This window comes from Actinomadura sp. NPDC047616, from assembly GCF_040642915.1.
Lineage (GTDB): Bacteria > Actinomycetota > Actinomycetes > Streptosporangiales > Streptosporangiaceae > Spirillospora > Spirillospora miaoliensis.
In genome coordinates this window covers 412,686-430,329 of record NZ_JBEYTB010000004.1, presented here as the reverse complement: position 1 = coordinate 430,329, position 17,644 = coordinate 412,686, and the positions used below count along the sequence as shown (strand labels likewise).

General features: G+C 73.7%; 15 protein-coding genes. 6 read left to right on the top strand and 9 right to left on the bottom strand.

Annotated elements, in window-relative coordinates; translation table 11 throughout:
• The first annotated feature begins 6 nt into the window (after window positions 1-6).
• On the top strand, window positions 7-432 hold the full coding sequence (gene dtd / locus ABZ801_RS12705) for a D-aminoacyl-tRNA deacylase (protein ID WP_344957147.1): 426 nt from the start codon (window positions 7-9) through the stop codon (window positions 430-432).
• 62 nt (window positions 433-494) lie between these two features.
• On the opposite strand, the gene ABZ801_RS12700 is transcribed toward dtd, so the two are convergent.
• The 4 genes from ABZ801_RS12700 to ABZ801_RS12685 form a co-directional block, all read right to left on the bottom strand.
• Complete coding sequence (locus tag ABZ801_RS12700) at window positions 495-998, bottom strand: hypothetical protein (protein ID WP_360696667.1); 504 nt, start codon at window positions 996-998, stop codon at window positions 495-497.
• Between the two features lie 66 nt (window positions 999-1,064).
• The gene (locus tag ABZ801_RS12695) at window positions 1,065-2,057 is read right to left on the bottom strand and encodes a folate-binding protein (protein ID WP_360696664.1); all 993 of its coding nucleotides are present in this window, start codon (window positions 2,055-2,057) and stop codon (window positions 1,065-1,067) included.
• An 85-nt stretch (window positions 2,058-2,142) separates the two neighbouring features.
• Entirely contained in the window at window positions 2,143-2,556 is a 414-nt protein-coding gene (locus tag ABZ801_RS12690; protein WP_344957153.1) for a Fur family transcriptional regulator, read from the bottom strand.
• 434 nt (window positions 2,557-2,990) lie between these two features.
• Window positions 2,991-3,491, bottom strand: coding sequence for an FABP family protein (locus ABZ801_RS12685; protein ID WP_344957155.1), 501 nt, complete (start codon window positions 3,489-3,491; stop codon window positions 2,991-2,993).
• 261 nt (window positions 3,492-3,752) lie between these two features.
• Between ABZ801_RS12685 and ABZ801_RS12680 the strand changes: the two genes are divergently transcribed.
• From ABZ801_RS12680 to ABZ801_RS12670, 3 genes are all read left to right on the top strand, one after another.
• Window positions 3,753-4,115 carry a DsrE family protein gene (locus tag ABZ801_RS12680; protein ID WP_344957157.1) on the top strand — a complete coding sequence of 121 codons (363 nt, stop codon included), beginning with the start codon at window positions 3,753-3,755 and terminating at the stop codon, window positions 4,113-4,115.
• 135 nt (window positions 4,116-4,250) lie between these two features.
• Window positions 4,251-5,276 carry a TerC family protein gene (locus ABZ801_RS12675; RefSeq protein ID WP_360696660.1) on the top strand — a complete coding sequence of 342 codons (1,026 nt, stop codon included), beginning with the start codon at window positions 4,251-4,253 and terminating at the stop codon, window positions 5,274-5,276.
• Between the two features lie 220 nt (window positions 5,277-5,496).
• Window positions 5,497-5,892, top strand: a complete 396-nt coding sequence (locus ABZ801_RS12670) for a YciI family protein (protein WP_344957161.1) — start codon at window positions 5,497-5,499, stop codon at window positions 5,890-5,892.
• A 16-nt stretch (window positions 5,893-5,908) separates the two neighbouring features.
• Here the strand turns inward: ABZ801_RS12670 and ABZ801_RS12665 are convergent, their stop codons facing one another.
• Both ABZ801_RS12665 and ABZ801_RS12660 read right to left on the bottom strand, forming a co-directional pair.
• Window positions 5,909-6,622, bottom strand: a complete 714-nt coding sequence (locus ABZ801_RS12665) for a glutamine amidotransferase (RefSeq protein WP_360696656.1) — start codon at window positions 6,620-6,622, stop codon at window positions 5,909-5,911.
• Window positions 6,612-7,850: a MurT ligase domain-containing protein gene (locus ABZ801_RS12660; protein ID WP_360696653.1), complete on the bottom strand. Its 1,239-nt coding sequence runs from the start codon at window positions 7,848-7,850 to the stop codon at window positions 6,612-6,614. The genes ABZ801_RS12665 and ABZ801_RS12660 overlap by 11 nt, the downstream gene beginning before the upstream one ends.
• Before the next feature lie 418 nt (window positions 7,851-8,268).
• On the opposite strand from ABZ801_RS12660, the gene ABZ801_RS12655 reads away from it, so the two are divergent.
• Entirely contained in the window at window positions 8,269-9,804 is a 1,536-nt protein-coding gene (locus ABZ801_RS12655; RefSeq protein ID WP_360696650.1) for a hypothetical protein, read from the top strand.
• Window positions 9,805-9,928: 124 nt separating this feature from the next.
• Window positions 9,929-10,837: a hypothetical protein gene (locus ABZ801_RS12650; RefSeq protein WP_360696647.1), complete on the top strand. Its 909-nt coding sequence runs from the start codon at window positions 9,929-9,931 to the stop codon at window positions 10,835-10,837.
• Window positions 10,838-10,852: 15 nt separating this feature from the next.
• On the opposite strand, the gene ABZ801_RS12645 is transcribed toward ABZ801_RS12650, so the two are convergent.
• From ABZ801_RS12645 to ABZ801_RS12635, 3 genes are all read right to left on the bottom strand, one after another.
• Entirely contained in the window at window positions 10,853-13,912 is a 3,060-nt protein-coding gene (locus tag ABZ801_RS12645; RefSeq protein WP_360696644.1) for an ATP-binding protein, read from the bottom strand.
• A gap of 42 nt (window positions 13,913-13,954) precedes the next feature.
• Entirely contained in the window at window positions 13,955-16,378 is a 2,424-nt protein-coding gene (locus ABZ801_RS12640; protein ID WP_360696640.1) for a hypothetical protein, read from the bottom strand.
• A 428-nt stretch (window positions 16,379-16,806) separates the two neighbouring features.
• Complete coding sequence (locus tag ABZ801_RS12635; protein WP_344957172.1) at window positions 16,807-17,628, bottom strand: SAM-dependent methyltransferase; 822 nt, start codon at window positions 17,626-17,628, stop codon at window positions 16,807-16,809.
• Window positions 17,629-17,644: the final 16 nt, after the last annotated feature.

Below are 17,644 nucleotides of genomic sequence, written 5' to 3'. Positions count from 1 at the left end.
ATGGCCATGAGGGCTGTAGTCCAGAGGGTGAGCCGCGCCTCCGTGACCGTGGACGACCGCGTGGTGGGCGCGATCGACGGGCCGGGACTGCTGGTGCTGGTCGGGGTGACCCATGACGACACGCCGGAGCAGGCCCGCAAGCTGGCCGCCAAGCTGTGGGGGCTGCGCATCCTGCCCGACGAGAAGTCCTGCTCGGACCTGGGCGCCCCGCTGCTGGTGATCAGCCAGTTCACGCTGTACGGGGACGCGCGCAAGGGGCGGCGTCCCACCTGGATCGCGGCCGCCCCCGGCCCGGTCGCCGAGCCGCTGGTGGACGCGGTCGTGACCGAGCTGCGGGCGCTCGGCGCCAAGGTCGAGACGGGCGTGTTCGGCGCCGACATGAAGGTGGCCCTGGTCAACGACGGCCCGGTCACCCTGATCGTCGAGACCTGACCCGTCCCGGGCCCCGGATCGCCGGTCTCGGGGCTGCGGTCTGGGGGCTGCGGTCTCGGGGCTCACAGGTCGAAGCCGTAGACCACCCCGGCGATCGTGACGAGGGTGCCCAGGGCGGCCAGCAGGATGAGGGCGCGGTCGGCCTGGGCGAGCCGGCCGCGCACCGCCGGCGAGACGATCAGCGTGCCGGTCTCCCGGTTGGGGTCGGCCTTGGGCGGACGGCGCAGGGGGTTGCGCAGGCCCACCAGGCGCCACAGCGCGTCCGTCTTGACCTGCTGGTGGCCGGACGAGCAGGCGAACAGGCGGCCGCGCGCGGGCTCCCGGCAGGAGTAGCCCTGACGCGTCGCGACCCGGCAGATCGTGGGGACGAGCACCAGCTCGTACAGGCACCACAGCAGCAGGGCCAGCAGCGCCAGCCGCCAGGACCGCCACCACCCCGCGGCCACCAGGAGGACGGCGAACGCGCCCCACCAGACCAGGGCCGACTCGCGGCGCCGACGGCGGCGCCGTCCGGTCGCGCTCTTGCGGACGAGCGGCGGCTCCTGGTTCCCCTGGTGCGCGACCATCGGCCGGGACCCACCCCCTGACGGTTTCCGTCTACGACAGACGAGTCTGCCCGGATGGTAGGAACTTTACGCCCGATGTGCGGCTTGCCGGCGGAAATTTATCTTGGCGTTCGCGCCGGTCTCCGGCGACACGACGACCTCCTGGGCGGCGGCCACGCCTCCGGCCAGCAGCTCGGCGTCCACCGGTACGTTCCGCTTGACCAGCGCCAGCGCGATCGGCCCCAGCTCGTGGTGCCGCGCCGCCGAGCCCACGAACCCCACCGTCCGGCCGCCCGGTATCTCCACCGGGTCGCCGTGGGCGGGCAGCCGGTCGACGCTGCCGTCCAGGTGCAGGAAGACGAGGCGGCGCGGCGGGCGCCCCAGGTTGTGGACGCGGGCCACGGTCTCCTGGCCCCGGTAGCAGCCCTTGTTGAGGTGGACGGCGACCTCGATCCAGCCCATCTCGTGCGGGATGGAGCGGTGGTCGGTGTCCCGGCCCATGCGCGGGCGGTGCGCGGCGATCCGCAGCGCCTCGTACGCCCAGACGCCGGCGGGCCGCGCGGCCTCGGGCAGCTTCGCCAGCTCCTCCCGCTCGATGATCTGCGCGGTGCCGACCACGTCGGGCAGGGCCAGGGTTCCCGGCTCGGGGTCGCGCCCGGTGGTCACCACCGCGTACGCGTCGCTGACGTCGGCGACCTCGACGCGCAGCATGAACCGCATCTTGTCGAGGAACTCCACCAGCGGGCCGGCCGTGCCCGGCTCGACGTGCATCCAGACCGCCTCGCCGTCGTCCACCAGATGCATGTGGTGCTCGACGTGTCCCTGCGGGCTCAGCAGCAGCGCCTCGGTCGGCTCGTGGGGCTTAAGATTCTGCAGGTGCTGGCTGGTCAGGCTGTGCAGCCAGCTCAGCCGGTCGGGTCCGGAGACGCGCACGACCCCGCGGTTGCTCCGGTCGACGAACGCCTCGCCCGCCTCCAGCGCGCGTTGCTCCTGCGTCGGCTCACCGTAGTGGGCGGCGATCTCCTGGTCGGGCGCGTCCGCGGCGACGGCCCCCGGCAGCTTCAACAGCGGGCTCTCCATGCGTCCCAGACTATTTCCCGCCACCGGCGCTCATGAGCCCCCGCCCGAGGCCGGATGTCGCGGCGACGGGTGTCCGCCGGGCGCGCTAGCCGCGGCAGGAGCCGCAGCGGCCGTAGACGGTGAGGTGGTGGACGTCGGTCTCGAAGCCGAACTGCTTCTCCAGGAGTTCCGCCAGCCCGGCCGCGGCCTCGGGGGCGACGTCGTTGACGGTGCCGCAGTCCCGGCAGACCAGGTGGATGTGCTCGGCCTCGGCCGCCAGGTGGTAGTTGGGCGGGCCGTGCCCCAGGTGGGCGTGCTTGACCAGCCCGAGCTCCTCCAGCAGTTCGAGCGTCCGGTACACGGTGGAGATGTTGACGCCGCGGGCGGTGCGCTGTACCTCGGCGCAGATCTCCTCCGGGGTCCCGTGCTCCAGGTTCGTCACCGCCTCGAGCACCAGCTGGCGCTGGGGAGTGACCCGGTAGCCCTTCGCCCGAAGCTCCTCCTGCCACGTGTCCGCCATGTGCAGATTCTATGTTGTGCCGGATGTCACCGTGCGGGTCTCAGCCCCGGTGCAGCGCGGCCTTCCGGGCGAGCCCGCGGGCCTTCCGCGGGGCTGGGGGCGCCGGGCGCATCGGTCCACCGGAAAAATGTCTTGCCCCTCGCGTCGGCCTCGCATAACCTGCGTCTCACGCAGGAAAGGAGGTGGTCCTAGGCATGAGTGACTGTAGGACTTGCGAGGTGGCTGTCCACTAGGTCGCCGTCACGCCTTGGCACTACCGATTCCGCGGACGAGCTAGCCGTCCAGGGAGAGGCAGTCCGGTCGCGGCGTCGACCGGTGAATACCAGGCAGGCACCGGGCCCCCGGACCGATGGGTAGTCCTCCCATCACCCGCACCGCGCGGAAGGTCCGGGGGTCTTTTCATGCGCTCGGCGCCTTCCGCGCGCCCGGTTCCGTCAGTCGATCTTCTTGAGCTGGGCGGACAGGTGGGCCTGCAGGGGCTGCCCCATGGCCGCCATCTCGTACACCCAGCCGAGGTCGCGCTTGCCGTCCTTCTCCGGCATCAGCCCGTACAGCCGCCGTCCGGCGGTGACCTCCTTGGCGGAACTGGTCCGCGCCACCACGTCGGTCTGCAGCTCCACCCGGTGGAAGGCCACGTTCCCGACGTAGATCTCGACGATGCCGGTGGGGTGGGCCAGGGTCACCTCGACCTGGTTGCCGGGCTGCGGCCGCCAGTACCCGGTCTCCGTGCCCAGCGGCCGGCCGAGGGAGCCGTCCTCCTCGATCAGCCAGGTGCGGCTGGAGTAGATTAGAAACGGCTTCCCGTTGTGGGTGAACGAGATCTCCTGCCCGAAGTTGAACGCGTCGATCGTGGGATAGTCGCCGACTCCGGCGCCCTCCCACGTGCCCAGCAGGAACTCCAGCGGCTTGAGGTCGGGGTGCAGCTCAGGCTCCATGACCACCGAGCGTAGCGGCGCGCCGGAGGGCACGGGACATCGCCGGCCGCCGAGATCGCCGCCCCTCCGGCCGCGGGACGCCGCCGACGTCAGCGCAGCCGCGACAGCCGCACCACCATCAGCACCGCCGCCACCGCCACCAGACCGAGCACCACGACCAGGATCACCGCGTTCACCATGCCGCCCACGGCAGGCACCCTACGCCGTGGCGGTGCCCGCCCGCGTCCCGACGCGCGTCCCGGCCGGGGCTAGGCTGCGGGCATGGCGAGATCTCTTGTGATCAAGGCCACGGCGGGCGCCGACGCGCCCGAACGCTGCAACCAGGCGTTCAACGTCGCGGCGGCCGCGGTGGTCAGCGGCGTGCCGGTGTCGCTGTGGCTGACCGGCGAGTCCTCCTGGTTCGCGCTGCCCGGCCGCGCCAAGGAGTTCTCCCTGCCGCACGCGACGCCGCTGGAGGACCTGCTGGACGCGGTGCTGGCGGGCGGCCGGGTGACGTTGTGCACGCAGTGCGCGGCGCGCCGCGACATCGGCCCCGACGACGTGCTCCCCGGCGTGCGCATCGCGGGCGCCCCCACGTTCGTGGAGGAGATCACCACGGACGGCGTGCAGGCGCTCGTCTACTGACCGCCGGGCACCGGCCGCCGCGGGCAGCCAGGAGGGCGGCTCGGCAGGCGGCTCGGTTGGCGAAGCGCGCCGGAATACTCCACCGCACAGCGGTGACAATCGCGGGCGACCCCTCGCTGCGAAGGAGCGTCCGGCGTGATCGAGATTCCGCTGTGGGCCTGGGGCGCGACGATCGCGCTGATCATCGGGCTGTTCGTGTTCGACCTCCTGGTGGCGGTGCGCCGGCCGCACGCCGTGGGACTGGGCGAGGCGACGTTCTGGTCGGTGTTCTACATCGCGGCGGCCGTGACGTTCGGGCTGGTGCTGTGGTGGACGGCCGGGTCGGCGGCGGGCACCGAGTACTTCGCCGGATGGGTGGTGGAGAAGAGCCTGTCGGTCGACAACCTGTTCGTCTTCGTCATCATCCTGGCGCGGTTCCAGGTGCCGCCGGAGTACCAGCAGAAGGTGCTGCTGTTCGGCATCGCGGCGGCGCTGGCGATGCGGGCGGTGTTCATCGCGGCGGGCGCGGCGGCGATCCACCTGTTCTCGTTCACGTTCCTGCTGTTCGGGCTGGCGCTGCTGTGGACGGCCGCGCAGCTGGTCCGGCATCGGAACGAGGACCCGGACGTGCGCGACAACTGGCTGGTGCGGCGCAGCCGTTCGATCATGCCGGTGAGCGACGACTTCCACGGCGGGCGGATGCTGGCCCGCGAGGACGGGCGGCGCGTGGTGACGCCGCTGCTGCTGGTGTTCGTCGCGATCGGCAGCACCGACCTGCTGTTCGCGCTGGACTCCATCCCGGCGGTGTTCGGGGTGACCGGCGAGCCGTTCATCGTCTTCGCGGCCAACGCGTTCGCCCTGCTCGGGCTGCGGGCGCTGTTCTTCCTGGTGGAAGGGCTGCTGGAACGGCTGGTGTACCTGTCGCTCGGGCTGTCGGTGATCCTGGCGTTCATCGGCGTCAAGCTGATCCTGCTGTTCGTGCACGAGGACGTCAGCGAGAGCGTGCCGGAGATCCCCACGCCGCTGTCGCTGGCGGTCATCCTGGGCGTCCTGGTGATCACGGCGGTGGCGAGCCTGCTGCGGGTCCGCGCGCACCCGCAGGAGCGCGCCCGCGCCGGAACGCTGCGCACGCGCCGCCGCGAGCCGGAACGGGACGAGGAGCCCGCCGCCTCGTCCCGCTGACACGTCACGCCGGGCCTCGTGTGGCGGAGAACGCCGCGACGCGATGTCGAATCCGGGTCGTCCGCTCCGATCCTCGTTGTGAGAGCCGCTTCGCGGGCCTTCCCGACACGCGCCGGGAGAACTGGTCACGGGACGGTCCGCGGTGCAGGCTGTCCGCGCCGGCCACAGGTCCGCGCCGAGGCCGTGAGTCGTGACGTCGTCGAGCACACGAGGAGCCCGCATGAAGTACCTGCTGCTGATCTACAGCAACCCCGAGAACTGGGAGCACCCGCTGTACCTGCGCGATCCCCGGTTCCTGGCGCTGCCGGAGGAGGAGCGCGAGGAACTGACCCGGCAGGCCGACCGCCTGTGGGAGGAGATCATCGAGTCCGGTGAGCTGGTCTCCGGCACGGCGCTGGCCGACCCGGTGAACACGCGGACCGTGCGGGCGCGCGACGGCGTCCCGGTGGCCACGGACGGCCCGTACATCGAGGCCAAGGAGCAGCTCGCCGGCTACTTCGTGATCGACTGCGAGACCCCGGAGCGGGCCGCGGAGATCGCGGCCCGTTTTCCCGACGCCCGGCTCGCCGCCGTGGAGATCCGCCCGATCATGGACTTCTCCGGCCAGGAGATGTGACCCCCGGCCGGGCCGGTCAGGACGACAGGACGGCGTTGAGGCGTTCCTCGCGCAGGCGGGCGGCCCAGGAGTCGTCGATGGGCGGCAGCTCCTGGCCGATGGCCCAGCGCAGCAGCAGGTCGGCGAGGCCGGGGTTGCGGACCAGCGCCGGGCCGTGCATGTAGGTGCCGATGATGCGCCCGGCGTAGGCGCCCTCGTGGCCGTCGCCGTTGCCGATGCCGTGCACGACGCGCGCCAGCGGCCGGGCGTTCGGGCCCAGCCGGGTGACGCCCTGGTGGTTCTCGAACCCGGTGATGCGCGGCACGTTCAGCTCGGGCGCGACGTCGCCGACGATCTCGCCGACGGCGCGCTGCTCGCCGCGTCCGCTGCTGATGTCGAGCAGGCCGAGGCCCGGAACGGGCTGGCCCTCCTCGCCGCCGAACTGGGTGCCGAGCAGCTGGTAGCCGGCGCAGACGGCGAACACGACGGCGCCTCGCTCGGCCGCGCGGTACAGGCCGCCGTCGTTGCGCAGCCGCTGGGCGGCCAGGATCTGCGGCCGGTCCTCACCGCCGCCGAGCAGGTAGATGTGGCCGTCGACGGGCACCGGCTCGTCCGAGCGCACGTGCACGGTCTCGTAGGGGATGCCGCGCAGCGCCGAGCGGCGCTCCAGGACGATGGTGTTGCCCTGGTCGCCGTAGGTGCTCAGCAGGTCGGGGTAGATCCAGACGATCTTCAGGCGGTCAGACGACACGGCCGTACCTCGCTCGGATGTTCTGGAAGGCGGTGTAGTTGGCGATCACGTCCAGGTGCCCGGGCGGCACCGCCATGACCGCCTGCTCGATGTCGTCCACGACGGTGAACGACACCTCGGCGGCCTCCAGGCGGACGGCCAGGTCGATGCGGCGCTCGCCGGTCACCCACACGGGGCGGCCGCGCAGGATGCGGTAGTCGACGTCCCACAGCCAGGAGGTGTCGCGGCCGTCCGGCCCCTGCGCGTTGATCGACAGCGCGACCGGGCCGGGCGCGGGCTGCAGCACGTCGAACGCCTCCAGCCAGCCCGCCGGGTTCTTCGACAGCAGCAGGCGGATCTGACGGCCCTGGTGCTCGACCGTGGTGTAGCGGCCGGCGACCGACCTGACCTGCGCCAGCAGCGGCAGCGCCTGCTCGGGCTGGACGCCGAACTGGGCGACGACGGCCAGCGCGACCGCGGCGTTGGACCGGTTGGCGCGGCCGGGCAGCGACAGCCCCGCCAGCGAGAAGGCGCGGCCGTCGGGGGCGGTCACCACGTCGCCCTGCAGGGTCCAGTCGGGACGCGGGCGGGCGAAGGCGCACTGGCGGCAGCGCCAGTCGTGCTCCTCGCGGTCCAGCGGCCCGCCGCACTCGGGGCAGCACCAGGAGTCCTCGCGCCAGTGCTGCCCGGCGGACACCCACGTGACGCTCTTGGCGGTGGCCGCGCCCCAGGTCACCAGGGGGTCGTCGCAGTTGGCGACGACGTGGCTCTGCGGCGAGGCCTCCAGGGCCTTACGCCACTTGCCCGCCAGCAGCCAGATCTCGGCGGCACGGTCCATCTGGTCGCGGCTGAGGTTCATCAGCGCGACGACGTTGGCGCCGGTCTCGCCGAGCACCATCGGCACGTACTTCTCGTCGCACTCCAGCACGCCGTAGCGCGCGCCCGGGGCGGAGGCCAGCGCGGACACGTGCCCGGTCGGCATGTTGGCGCCGAAGGCGTTGGTGGCGACCTCCCCCAGCGGGGTCATCGCCGAGGTGATCAGCCGGGTCGTCGTGGTCTTGCCGTTGGTGGCGCTGACGAGGACGAGCTTGCGGTCCCGGGCGAGCCTGGTGAGCAGCTCGGGGTCGAGGGCCAGCCCGACCCGTCCCCCGATCACCGATCCGTCACCCCGGCCCGCCAGCCGGGACATCCTCGCGGCCGTACGACCGAGCGCGACGGCCAGCTGCGAACGCAGCGGTAGATCGCTCATGGGCTCCGTCTTCTCTGATTGTGCATCCGGGCGCCTGGAAACCGCTCCGAGCCTAGCCGCCCCGGCGGGTGTCCCGTCGCCCGACCGGACGATCAAGGTGGGCGCGTCACCGCGGCGGCCCGGCCGCACCGGACCCCGGATTGCGACGAGCGTCACACGGAATCGGGTAAACCAGGCTTACTCATCTTGACTCCCATCGACATGTCGTGGTTCGGTGCGAGCCCCGGCGGCGGCGCGGCGATGCCGGCCGTACTTGCCATCCAGGCGCCGGAGAGCGCCCTCACCTAGTACTTTGTCCGGGGCCCTGCTGTTTCGCGGGGGAAAGCGGCGACAAGGCGAGGTCTGAGCCATGCAGTGTCCGACGTGCGGTACGAACACGCCCGGCACGCCGGGCACGTGTCCGAACTGCCACACGCCGTTGGGCGGCCCGGCGAACGGGCCGCTGGGCGCTCCGGTGGCCGCCGAGCCCGCCACGACCGGCGAGACGGTCGTCATCCCGGCGCCGCCCGCCCCACCGGCCTCCCCGGCGCCGTCCGCGCCCGCCGCCGTGGACCCGGAGACGACGTCGGCGTGGGCGTTCGACGCCGCCGACGTGGCGGACGTCGCGGAGGCGCCGAAGACGCCCGCCGGGGGCGCGCCGACCGTCATCGTGCCCGCCGTCGCCCCAGCCGACGCGGCCACTCCCTCGAACGGCTTCGTCCCGCCCGCCGCGCCCGCGCCCGCTGCTGCCGAGCCCGCTCCTCCTGAGCCCGCCGCTTCCGCGCCCACGCCCTCCGCGCCCGACGCCCCGGCCGCGTGGACGAACGAGGCCGCCGGTGCGCAGGGCCCGGCGGAACCGCACGATCCGACGGCCCCCGAGTCGATCATCCCGGAGTCGTGGTTCGCCCAACCGAAGCGTCCGGAGGAGCGTCCGGACGAGCAGGGGCAGGCCGCCCAGGCGTGGGCGGCGCAGCAGCCGCCCCCGGCCTGGGGCATGGACGCCCCGCCTCCGGCCGACACCGCGCCGCCCACGGCCGAGCCGCCCGGGCAGACCACCGTCCTGGACGCCGGCGCCCCGCAGCCGCCCATGCCGCACGCGGCCATGCCCCCCGCGTCCCCCGCGCCGCCGATGCAGCAGCCCGCGCCGCCCACCCTCATGGACCAGGGCATGTACGTGAACCAGCCGCCGGCGCCCCACCCGGGCGCCGCGCCGGGCAACGGCCCGTACTACGGCGCGCCCTATCACAACCCGGCCGACGGGCACTTCTCCCACCCCATCCAGGGGGCCGACACCGCTCCCCCGGGGTTTCCGCCCTACCCGGCGGGTCCGCACGCCAAGGCCAAGAAGGGGGTGAGCAAGCCGCTGCTCATCACCGTCTCCGGGCTCGTCGTCGCGGCGCTGGTGTCGGTGGGTCTCGTCGTGTTCGCCAAGGACGACACCAAGTCGCAGCAGCCCGTGGCCAACTCCGCGTCGCCGTCCCCCACCAAGACGACGGTGACGCAGCGGCAGACGAAGCTTCCGGCCACGATGCAGGACCAGGCCAAGGAAGTGGACGCCATCCTGGTCGCCAGCCGCGACACCCGCAACGAGCTCAAGCGCGCGGTCGGCGCCGCCCGCTCCTGCAAGACCCTGCCCGCCGCCATGGCCGGTTTCCAGAACGTCAAGACCCGGCGGGAGAACCAGTTGCGCCGGACGCAGGCCCTGCAGCTCGACAAGGTGCCGAACGGTGAACGTCTGCGCGCCACCATGCGGCAGGCGTTCCAGGCGTCGCTGCAGGCCGACCAGGCGCTCATCACGTGGGGACAGCGCGCGCAGCGCAACTGCCGGGGCAAGCCCCGTCCCGACGTGGGCCGCGCGTCGGGACGCGTGCCCGCCGAGCGCAAGGCGATCATCGCCAAGCGCAGGCTCGTCGCGATCTGGAACCCGATCGCGAAGAAGGCCGGTCTGCCGCACCGGATCGCAGCCAATCTGTGACCGGCTGATCGCGGGATGAATTGCGGCCCATCCGGCGGTGCCGCACTATGTTGGGACGGGTCTTCCATCACGGCAAGGGACTGCGATGCGCTGTCCGGCATGCGGTAGCGACACCACGCCTGCGTTGCCACGTTGCACACGCTGCGACGCTCCGCTCGGCGGGGACGAACCGACCCTGGTCGGGGACGACCTGCGGCCGCCGAACGACGACTCGGGCACCACGCGCGTCTTCGGCGACGACTCCGCCACCGTCCCCGATCCGCACGCACGGGACCCGTACGCGCCGAACCCGTACCAGCCGGGTCCGCCGCCGTCCGTCCCCCCGCAGGACCCCCCGCCGTGGATGACGCCGCCCTCGTCCCCGGGGGAGACGGCGATCGCGTTGTCGCCGGAGCCGTGGGACGAGCCGCAGGTGTGGCAGCCGCCCCCGCCCCGCAGGCGCCGCCGCCGTGCGCTGCCGTACGTGCTGTTCCTCGCGGGCTGGGTGGTGCTGGTCGCGGTGGCGGTCGCCATCGTCCTGTGGCCGCGCGGCGACGGCGGAGGCTCCGCCGCCCCCTCGGCGAGCACGGTCGCGAGCCCGCAGGGGAACGAGTCGGCCGCGGAGGACCCCACGCCCGAGGAGTCGCCGCCGGGTGACGGCGACGCCGCCCGGGAGGCCACCGAGGTGGACGGGCTGCTGTCGGAGATGGCGAGCACCCGGTCCGAGCTCGGCGGCGTCGTCACCGGCGGATGCCAGCCGTCGGCCCTGGAACGCATCCGCCGGCAGCGGCAGGAGCAGCTCGGCAGGGCCCGCGCGCTCGACGTCGACGACCTCGACCAGGGCGCCGAGATGAAGGACGCGCTCGTCCGGGCCCTGCAGGCGTCGGTGGAGTCCAACCAGCGCTACCTGGACGCGGCGCCCGGCTGCCCGTCCGACAGCGAGGTCGCCGACGTCAACGTGCGTGCCAGCGAGGCCAAGGCCGAGTTCATGCGCTACTGGCGGCCGATCGCCGAGCGGCAGGGCCTGTCCCCGCGCTCGGCCGACACCATCTGACCCGCGCGCGTTCGGTCAGGCGTCCGGGCCCGGCGCGTCCTCCTCGAAGGAGTCGACGAACCGCTCCGGCCAGGTCAGCACCGACTCCAGCCACGCGGTGACGCGCATGGTGTCGGCGATCTGGTCGAGCTGCTCGTCCTCGGGCACGCCGATCGTGACCACGGCCAGGTCGCGGCCGAACGCGGCGTGGTCGTCCTCGCCGCCCAGCGCGGTGAGCGCGACGGGACGGTTGCGTTCCAGCTCCATCGACAGCGGGTGGCGGCGCAGCGCCCGCAGCCGGTGGCCGAGCTTGGGCTCGGGCGACTGCTTCAACCCGGGAAGCTGGTAGTCCAGCGGCGGGGCGGGCGCGTGCTTGTCGGGGGTGCCGGAGCCGTAGGGGAACAGCTTGTCCATCTCGTGCAGCCACCGCACCTGGGGAATCACCCACGCGGGCCCCGGCGCCGTACCGGCGAGTTCGTGCGCGCCGTCCAGGAGGCGCTGCGCGACCTCCGCGGCCTTGGCGGTCAGCTCGGCGGGCGGGTAGACGGTGCGCAGCGCCCAGGCGCGGCGCGTCACCGCGCGTTCCAGGACGGTCGCCAGCGCGCACTCGCGCAGCCGCGGCGCCAGCCGCGACCAGGCGCGGGCCAGGTCCGGCGGGACGGCGGGCAGCGGCCGGTTGACCACGTGCGCGAGCACCAGCACGTCCGCCCACAGCCGCAGCCACGCCCAGTCGGGGCCGGCGGCCAGCAGGTCGGCCTCGCGCAGCTCGATCAGCGTGCAGGCGCGGCCCAGCCGGCACTCGCAGCCGCAGGCGGCCGAGCGGCGCCCGTCGATCGGGGGCGGCGGTCCGGGCAGCACCTCCTCGCGTCCCTCGCCCAGCGGCACCCGCACCCGCAGCGGCCGGTCCATGCCGTCGGCGAACACCGCCGCCACGCCGGGCCGCAGCGACACCACCTCGCGGGACTGGTCGTCGTCCAGGTTCATCGCCGCGCCCACCTGGTGCCGGTCGTCGAACGCCGGAAGCCGGTGCACGACCTTCAGCGCGGTGTTCTTGATGACGTCCGGCACCAGCTTGGTGGGGATCTGCTCGGCGACGATGATGCCCTCGCCGTACGCGCGGATCTCCGCCAGCATCCCGGCGAACAGCTCCACGGCGTGCGAGCTGGTGCGTTCGGGGCCGCGGTTGCGCAGCAGCCGGTGCGCCTCCTCGATCACGATGACGTGCCGCAGCCCCGGCGCGGTGCCGCCCGCGCGGGCCCGCATCCGCAGGTGCTCGACGATGCGGATGATGAGCGTGCCCATGAGGAACGCCTTGTCCTCGTCGTTGGCGACGTCCTCGATGGCCAGCACGATGTTCTCGCGCAGCATGCCGCCGACGTCGGCGGGATGCCCGCCCTCGAAGAACCGTCCGGCCGACCCGATGCGCAGGCTGCGCAGCCGCACGTCCACGAACCCCTGGACGTCGGCCATCAGCTCCCGCCCGTACCCGACCTCGCCGATGACCTGCAGCGCGGCGTTCTGCAGCTGTTCGAGCGTGGGGACGGCGGGTTCGATGAGCGAGCCGGGCACGCCGCCGCCGGTCACCACGTCCCAGCCGTTGGCCTCGTACACCCGCTGCAGCGCCTGCGCCATGATCTGCGGGAACGGCTCCTCGGCGTCGAAGGCGGCCTGGAACAGCGCGCGCACCATGTCGATGTGGGCCTGCACCGGGTAGCCGGGCTCGGGCGCCAGCGGGTTGACCGACAGCGGCACCGCCCCCGGGTCGGACGGGTTCACCACCGTGACGCCGCCGCCGAGGTCGTGGATGCGTCCCGCCATGGCCGCGTACTCGGACTTGGCCGGTTCGATCGCCAGCCACGGGATGCCCGCGCGGGTGAGCTGCTCCAGCAGGTGCCGGACGGTCTGCGACTTGCCCGCCCCGGTCGCGCCGGTGACGAACACGTGCCGGTTGATCGTCGACCGGGGCACGGTGAACCGGCCGACCTGGCGGTCCTGCCCGTCCAGGATCGCGCCGAGCTCGATGCGCGGCTCGTGGGCTGCGGTGGACGACGGTTCGTCGGTCTCGGAGGTGACGTCGAAGTAGCCCGCGTCCAGCACCCGCAGGCCGGGCACCTCGCGGCGCGGCAGCCCGGCGAGCGCGGCCAGCGCCCCGGCCGTGGCGACGAACGGGAACCGCTGCTCGCCGTCCACGCCCCCGGCGTCGGCCCGGCGGGCCTGCCCCCGGTACGCGGCGGCCTCCGCGCGGTAGCGCGCCGGCTCGGCGCCCCGGTAGCTCTCGGCGGCCCGGTACGCCTCCGCGCCCCTGTAGGGGTCGACGTCCAACATCTCGCTGAACGAGCCGCTGACCTGCCCGGACCGCAGCCGGTACGGGTGGTGCCCGAGCTCCATCGACCCGACGAGCACGGGCGCGATCTGGCCCAGCTCCGCCGGGTTCGCGGCGCCCGCCAGCACCCGCACCCGCCACAGCCCGGCCTCGCGGAACGCGTCCAGCTCGGCCAGCCGCTGGTCGGCGCGGGCGACGGCGAGCCGGGCCTGCTCGTCCTCGCCGCGCCGCAGCATGCGCAGCTCGTGGTGCAGTTCGCGCATCTCGGCGTCGACCTGCCGTTCGTCGCACGGGTCGGCGACCACGAACCAGCCGAACGGCCGTTCCATGAGGGTGACCAGCGTCGACTCGAACAGCCCGAAGCCCTCGTCGGGACGCGCCACCTGCGGGGCCAGGCGCCCGGGGCAGCGGGTCCACGTCATCCGCTCGGCCTGGCGCTGCCACGCGTCCCCGATCGCCACGCCCCGCGCGCCGCTGGGGAACAGCAGCCCGCGCGTCTCGCCGTCCCGCGCGGGCGGCCCGCCGACCGGCCCGGCGTTGGTGATCAGCTCCAGGGGCGCGCCGCCGCCGGGCGACAGCCATCCCACCACGAACGGCCGCCGGCCCCGCGCCGCCGACATCGCGGCGGGCAGCACGCTGACGAAGTCCCATTCGGCGGAGGCGGTGCGCCGCGGCGCCGGAATCGCCTGGATCCGGTACCACGGCCCCGCGAGTACGGACCTGCCCTGCGAGAGTTCGGCACCTGAGGACTGCGCATCCGGGGCTGACGTCACCCCAGCATCCTTACCGGCCCCCGGCCGCTCGCGCCAGCACTCCTAGCGTCCCGCCGGAGGGTCGGCGGCGTGCCTCCCGCTGGACCGCAGCGACGGAACGATCCGCGTCCCCCTCCGGGCGCCGCCATGCCTGCCGCGCCTCGCCGCCCCGTCCGCGTCACCGTTCCCGTCGCCGCTCGCGTCGCCGCCCCTGCCGCCGCCCCCGCCGCCGCTCGCGTCGCCGCCCCTGTCGCTGCTCGCGTCACCATTCGTGGCGCCGCCCCTGTCGCCACTCGTGGCGCCGTCCCTGCCGCCGTCGCCGCTCGGGGCGCCATTCATGGCGCCGTCCCTGGCGCCGCTCGTGTCGCCGTCCCTGGCGCCCGTCGCGTCGCGGTTCGTGGTGCGGTTCGTGTCGTCCTCGCCGGGCGTCGCGTCCTGAGGGCTCACGTGCGGCGCCGCATGCGGCGGCACGGACGACGCGCGCGGGGGCGGCGGGCCGTGCGAGCCGTTGGACGCCTCGGAGGTGTGCGCGCCGGACGCGTCGTCCGGCGGCGGGGCGTCGCCGCTGTCGCGTTCCAGCTCGGCTTGGCCGCCGAGCTTCTCCTGCTCGCGCAGATACTCCTCGAACTGCATCGAGTGCGTGGTCGGCAGGGTGATGATGCCGGGGTTGGCGTCGACCAGCAGGATGCGGCGGCCGCTGCCGCCCGCGTGGGTGAAGACCATCGCGGTGGGCGGGAGCTCCTGCAGCTGGTGCGGCTCGATGAGCAGCTCGCGGAAGCGCTGCTTGCCCGCGCCGCCGGCGCCGATGGTGCGGCCCCAGGTGGTGGCCGAGCCGATGACCTGGGCGAGCGCCGCGTCGTCGGCGGCCGGTGCGGGCAGCGGCGACCACACCGGGTCGGTCAGCTCGTCGCCGCGGACGCGGGCGTAGGCGACCGTGCTGGCGTAGCCCTCCCCGGCGACGTCGTCCGACAGCGTCTCGCCCGCCGAGTCGGTGATCTCGGCGACGAGCAGCCGCTGCCCCGCGCCGATGTGGTCGGCGGCGACGCGGGCGTCCTCGGGGTTGCCCACGCGCATGAACCCGACGGCGGCGTGCCCGCGGCGGCCGAGCCGCTCGCGCACGTGCGGCGGGATCGACCGGTACATCAGCACCAGCCCGGTGCCGGTGGCCTCGCAGGCGTCGACCAGCCGGTCGAGCACGTCGCCGCGCAGCTTCTCCGCCCCGCACAGGAACAGGGTGTGGTCCCAGCGCCCGCCGGGGGGCGACTGCCGGATGCGGTGGGTGAGCGCGGTGGTGACGTACGTCCCGAGGATCCGGTTGGTGAGCACCCCGGCGCGGCGGTCCATGGACAGCACGTGCAGGCGCGACGGCGGCAGCCGCACCGGCTCGGTGGCCAGCTTCTCCAGCTTGCGCAGCTGCGCCTCCAGCGCCCAGGCGCGGCGCACCACGATCCGGTCGGTGGCGTCCCGGCCGAACATCGTGGCGATGCGTTCCAGCTGGTCGTCGGTGAGCAGGCCGCGGCGCAGGTCGTCGCGCGGGTCGCCGACCTGGGCCAGCACCCGCAGCGCGGCGGTGATCTGGGGGATGGTGGGCTCGGCGGCGCCGCCCCTCGGGTCGACGGGCCGCAGCACCTCGATGATGCGCTCCAGGATGGAGTTGTCGAATGACAGGTCGCGGGTGCTGCCGTGCTCGTCTCCGGCGCCGACCACCAGCGACAGCACGTCGGCGAGCGCCTCGGGGCCGAGACCCCGGGTGGCGTCGAGCCGGGGCAGGTCGGCGGGCAGCACCCACACCAGCGGGTCGTCGCCGCGGTCGGCGGCCAGCCGCAGCAGGTCGTGGGCGACCGCGCCCTCCGACAGGTCGATGACGGTGACGCGCGCGCCGACCGCCAGCCGGGACGCGCCCATGGTGGTGACGGTGGCCGACCAGCCCGCCAGCGTGCCGCCGACGACGTCGACGCGGTCGACGCCGGGCGGGACGGCCACCGGGTACCACTCGCGCTGGCTGTCGTAGGCGTGCCGGCGCCGCTCCCAGTCGCGGTACGCGGCGTCGTGCGCCCGGGCCGCGGCCTCCTCGCGGCGGCGGCGCTCGGCGCGCAGTCGTTCGAGCCGGTCGTGTTCGGCGGCCAGGCGGGCCCGGATGACCCGCTCCTCCCGCCACAGCGCGGACCCGGTGATGCCGAGGATGATCGCGCAGGCCAGCAGCGCCACACCGGCGAACGCCCAGGGCAGCACCCCGGCCAGCCCGCAGCCGACGAACAGCGCGACGCCGACCCCGGTGCCGCCCGCGGCCATGCGCAGCGGGCGCCCGGCCATGTGCTCGACGCGCCGCGGCGCCGGAACGCCGGGCGGCGGCTCGGGACGCGCGGGCTCGGGCGGGACCGGCGGCGGCCCCGGATCCGGGTGGACCTGCGCGTAGCGCCAGCCGACGTAGACGCGGTCGGCCTGGATCAGCCGCGTCATCGCGGACCCGTGGGCGCTGTCGGTCACGTCGTGAGACCCCTGGGAGTTGCGGGATGCCTGGGGGCATGGCGTCCTCTTCCGCCCAGATTAAAGACGTTCGCCGGGTCCCGCGCCACGTTCCCCCGAACAGCGCCTGGAGAACGATATTTCACGTCGAATTCGGTCAGCAGGTTCACCTGCGGTAAACATCGGACACCCGGAGGGCGCGCCGGTGGCCGGATCCGGCCACCGGAACATCGTCATTCGCCGCACGCGGGCTCAGCCGAGCCGGTACAAGGTGCCGCCTGCCCCGCCCCAGGACGAGCCGCCGTACGCGGAGCCGTCCACCACGGTTCCGTTCCGCTTCACCCAGTCCGTGACGACCGAGGATGCGGCACCCGGCCGCGCGGCCACCACCGCGCCCGTAGGTGCAGCGGCCTTCGTTCCGGCGATGGTCGACGTGCTCCGCGTACCAGCTACGGCTTGCGGGCGATTCCGCCGTACATGAGGCGCTGACCGACCGACAGTTCGTCCTCGGGCGGCACGGGTCCCTCCGGACGCCACAGCGGGAGCGGCACCACGCCGGGCTCCAGCAGTTCGTGGCCGTCGAAGTACGCGGTGATCTCCTCGGGGGTGCGGAACCGGCCGGTGCCCAGCAGCGCGAGGTACTGCTTCTCCGCGTCGCGCGCGGCCTGGCTGGAGGCGCAGAAGTGGGTGACGAACAGGTAGCTGCCGGACGGCACCGCGTCCATGTACGTCTCGACGATCCGCTGCGGGTCCTCGTCGTCGTGCAGGTGGTGCAGGATGCCCACCAGCATGATCGCCGTCGGCCGGGTGAAGTCGATGAGCCGGGTGACCTCCGGGTCGCCCATCACGGCGGCGGGGTCGCGCAGGTCGGCGGTGACGACGGTGGTGCGGTCGTTCTCGGCCAGCAGCGCCCGGCCGTGCGCCAGGACGATGGGGTCGTTGTCGACGTACACGACGTTGGCGTCGGCGGCCACGCGCTGGGCGACCTGGTGGGTGTTCTCCACGGTGGGCAGGCCGGAGCCCAGGTCGAGGAACTGCCGGATGCCCTGCTCGGCCAGGAATCGCACGCCGCGTCCGAGAATTTCCCGGTTGTACCGTGCGACGTCGTAGATCTCCGGAACGACCTTGGTGATCTCGCCGACGAACGCCCGGTCGGCCTCGAAGTTGTCCTTGCCGTTGAGGACGACGTCGTACGCCCGCGCGATGCTCGGCTTGCTGATGTCGATGCCCCTGGAGGCCCAGTCCTCCGCCTGTTCGGACACGTCCGCCATCGCGTCGCCCTTTCTC

Coding starts and splice junctions, on each gene's coding strand:
- ABZ801_RS12700 (WP_360696667.1), bottom strand. CDS start 998: ATGGTCGCGCACCAGGGGAACCAGGAGCCGCCGCTCGTCCGCAAGAGC.
- dtd (WP_344957147.1), top strand. CDS start 7: ATGAGGGCTGTAGTCCAGAGGGTGAGCCGCGCCTCCGTGACCGTGGAC.
- ABZ801_RS12670 (WP_344957161.1), top strand. CDS start 5,497: ATGAAGTACCTGCTGCTGATCTACAGCAACCCCGAGAACTGGGAGCAC.
- ABZ801_RS12695 (WP_360696664.1), bottom strand. CDS start 2,057: ATGGAGAGCCCGCTGTTGAAGCTGCCGGGGGCCGTCGCCGCGGACGCG.
- ABZ801_RS12685 (WP_344957155.1), bottom strand. CDS start 3,491: ATGGAGCCTGAGCTGCACCCCGACCTCAAGCCGCTGGAGTTCCTGCTG.
- ABZ801_RS12690 (WP_344957153.1), bottom strand. CDS start 2,556: ATGGCGGACACGTGGCAGGAGGAGCTTCGGGCGAAGGGCTACCGGGTC.
- ABZ801_RS12660 (WP_360696653.1), bottom strand. CDS start 7,850: ATGAGCGATCTACCGCTGCGTTCGCAGCTGGCCGTCGCGCTCGGTCGT.
- ABZ801_RS12635 (WP_344957172.1), bottom strand. CDS start 17,628: ATGGCGGACGTGTCCGAACAGGCGGAGGACTGGGCCTCCAGGGGCATC.
- ABZ801_RS12680 (WP_344957157.1), top strand. CDS start 3,753: ATGGCGAGATCTCTTGTGATCAAGGCCACGGCGGGCGCCGACGCGCCC.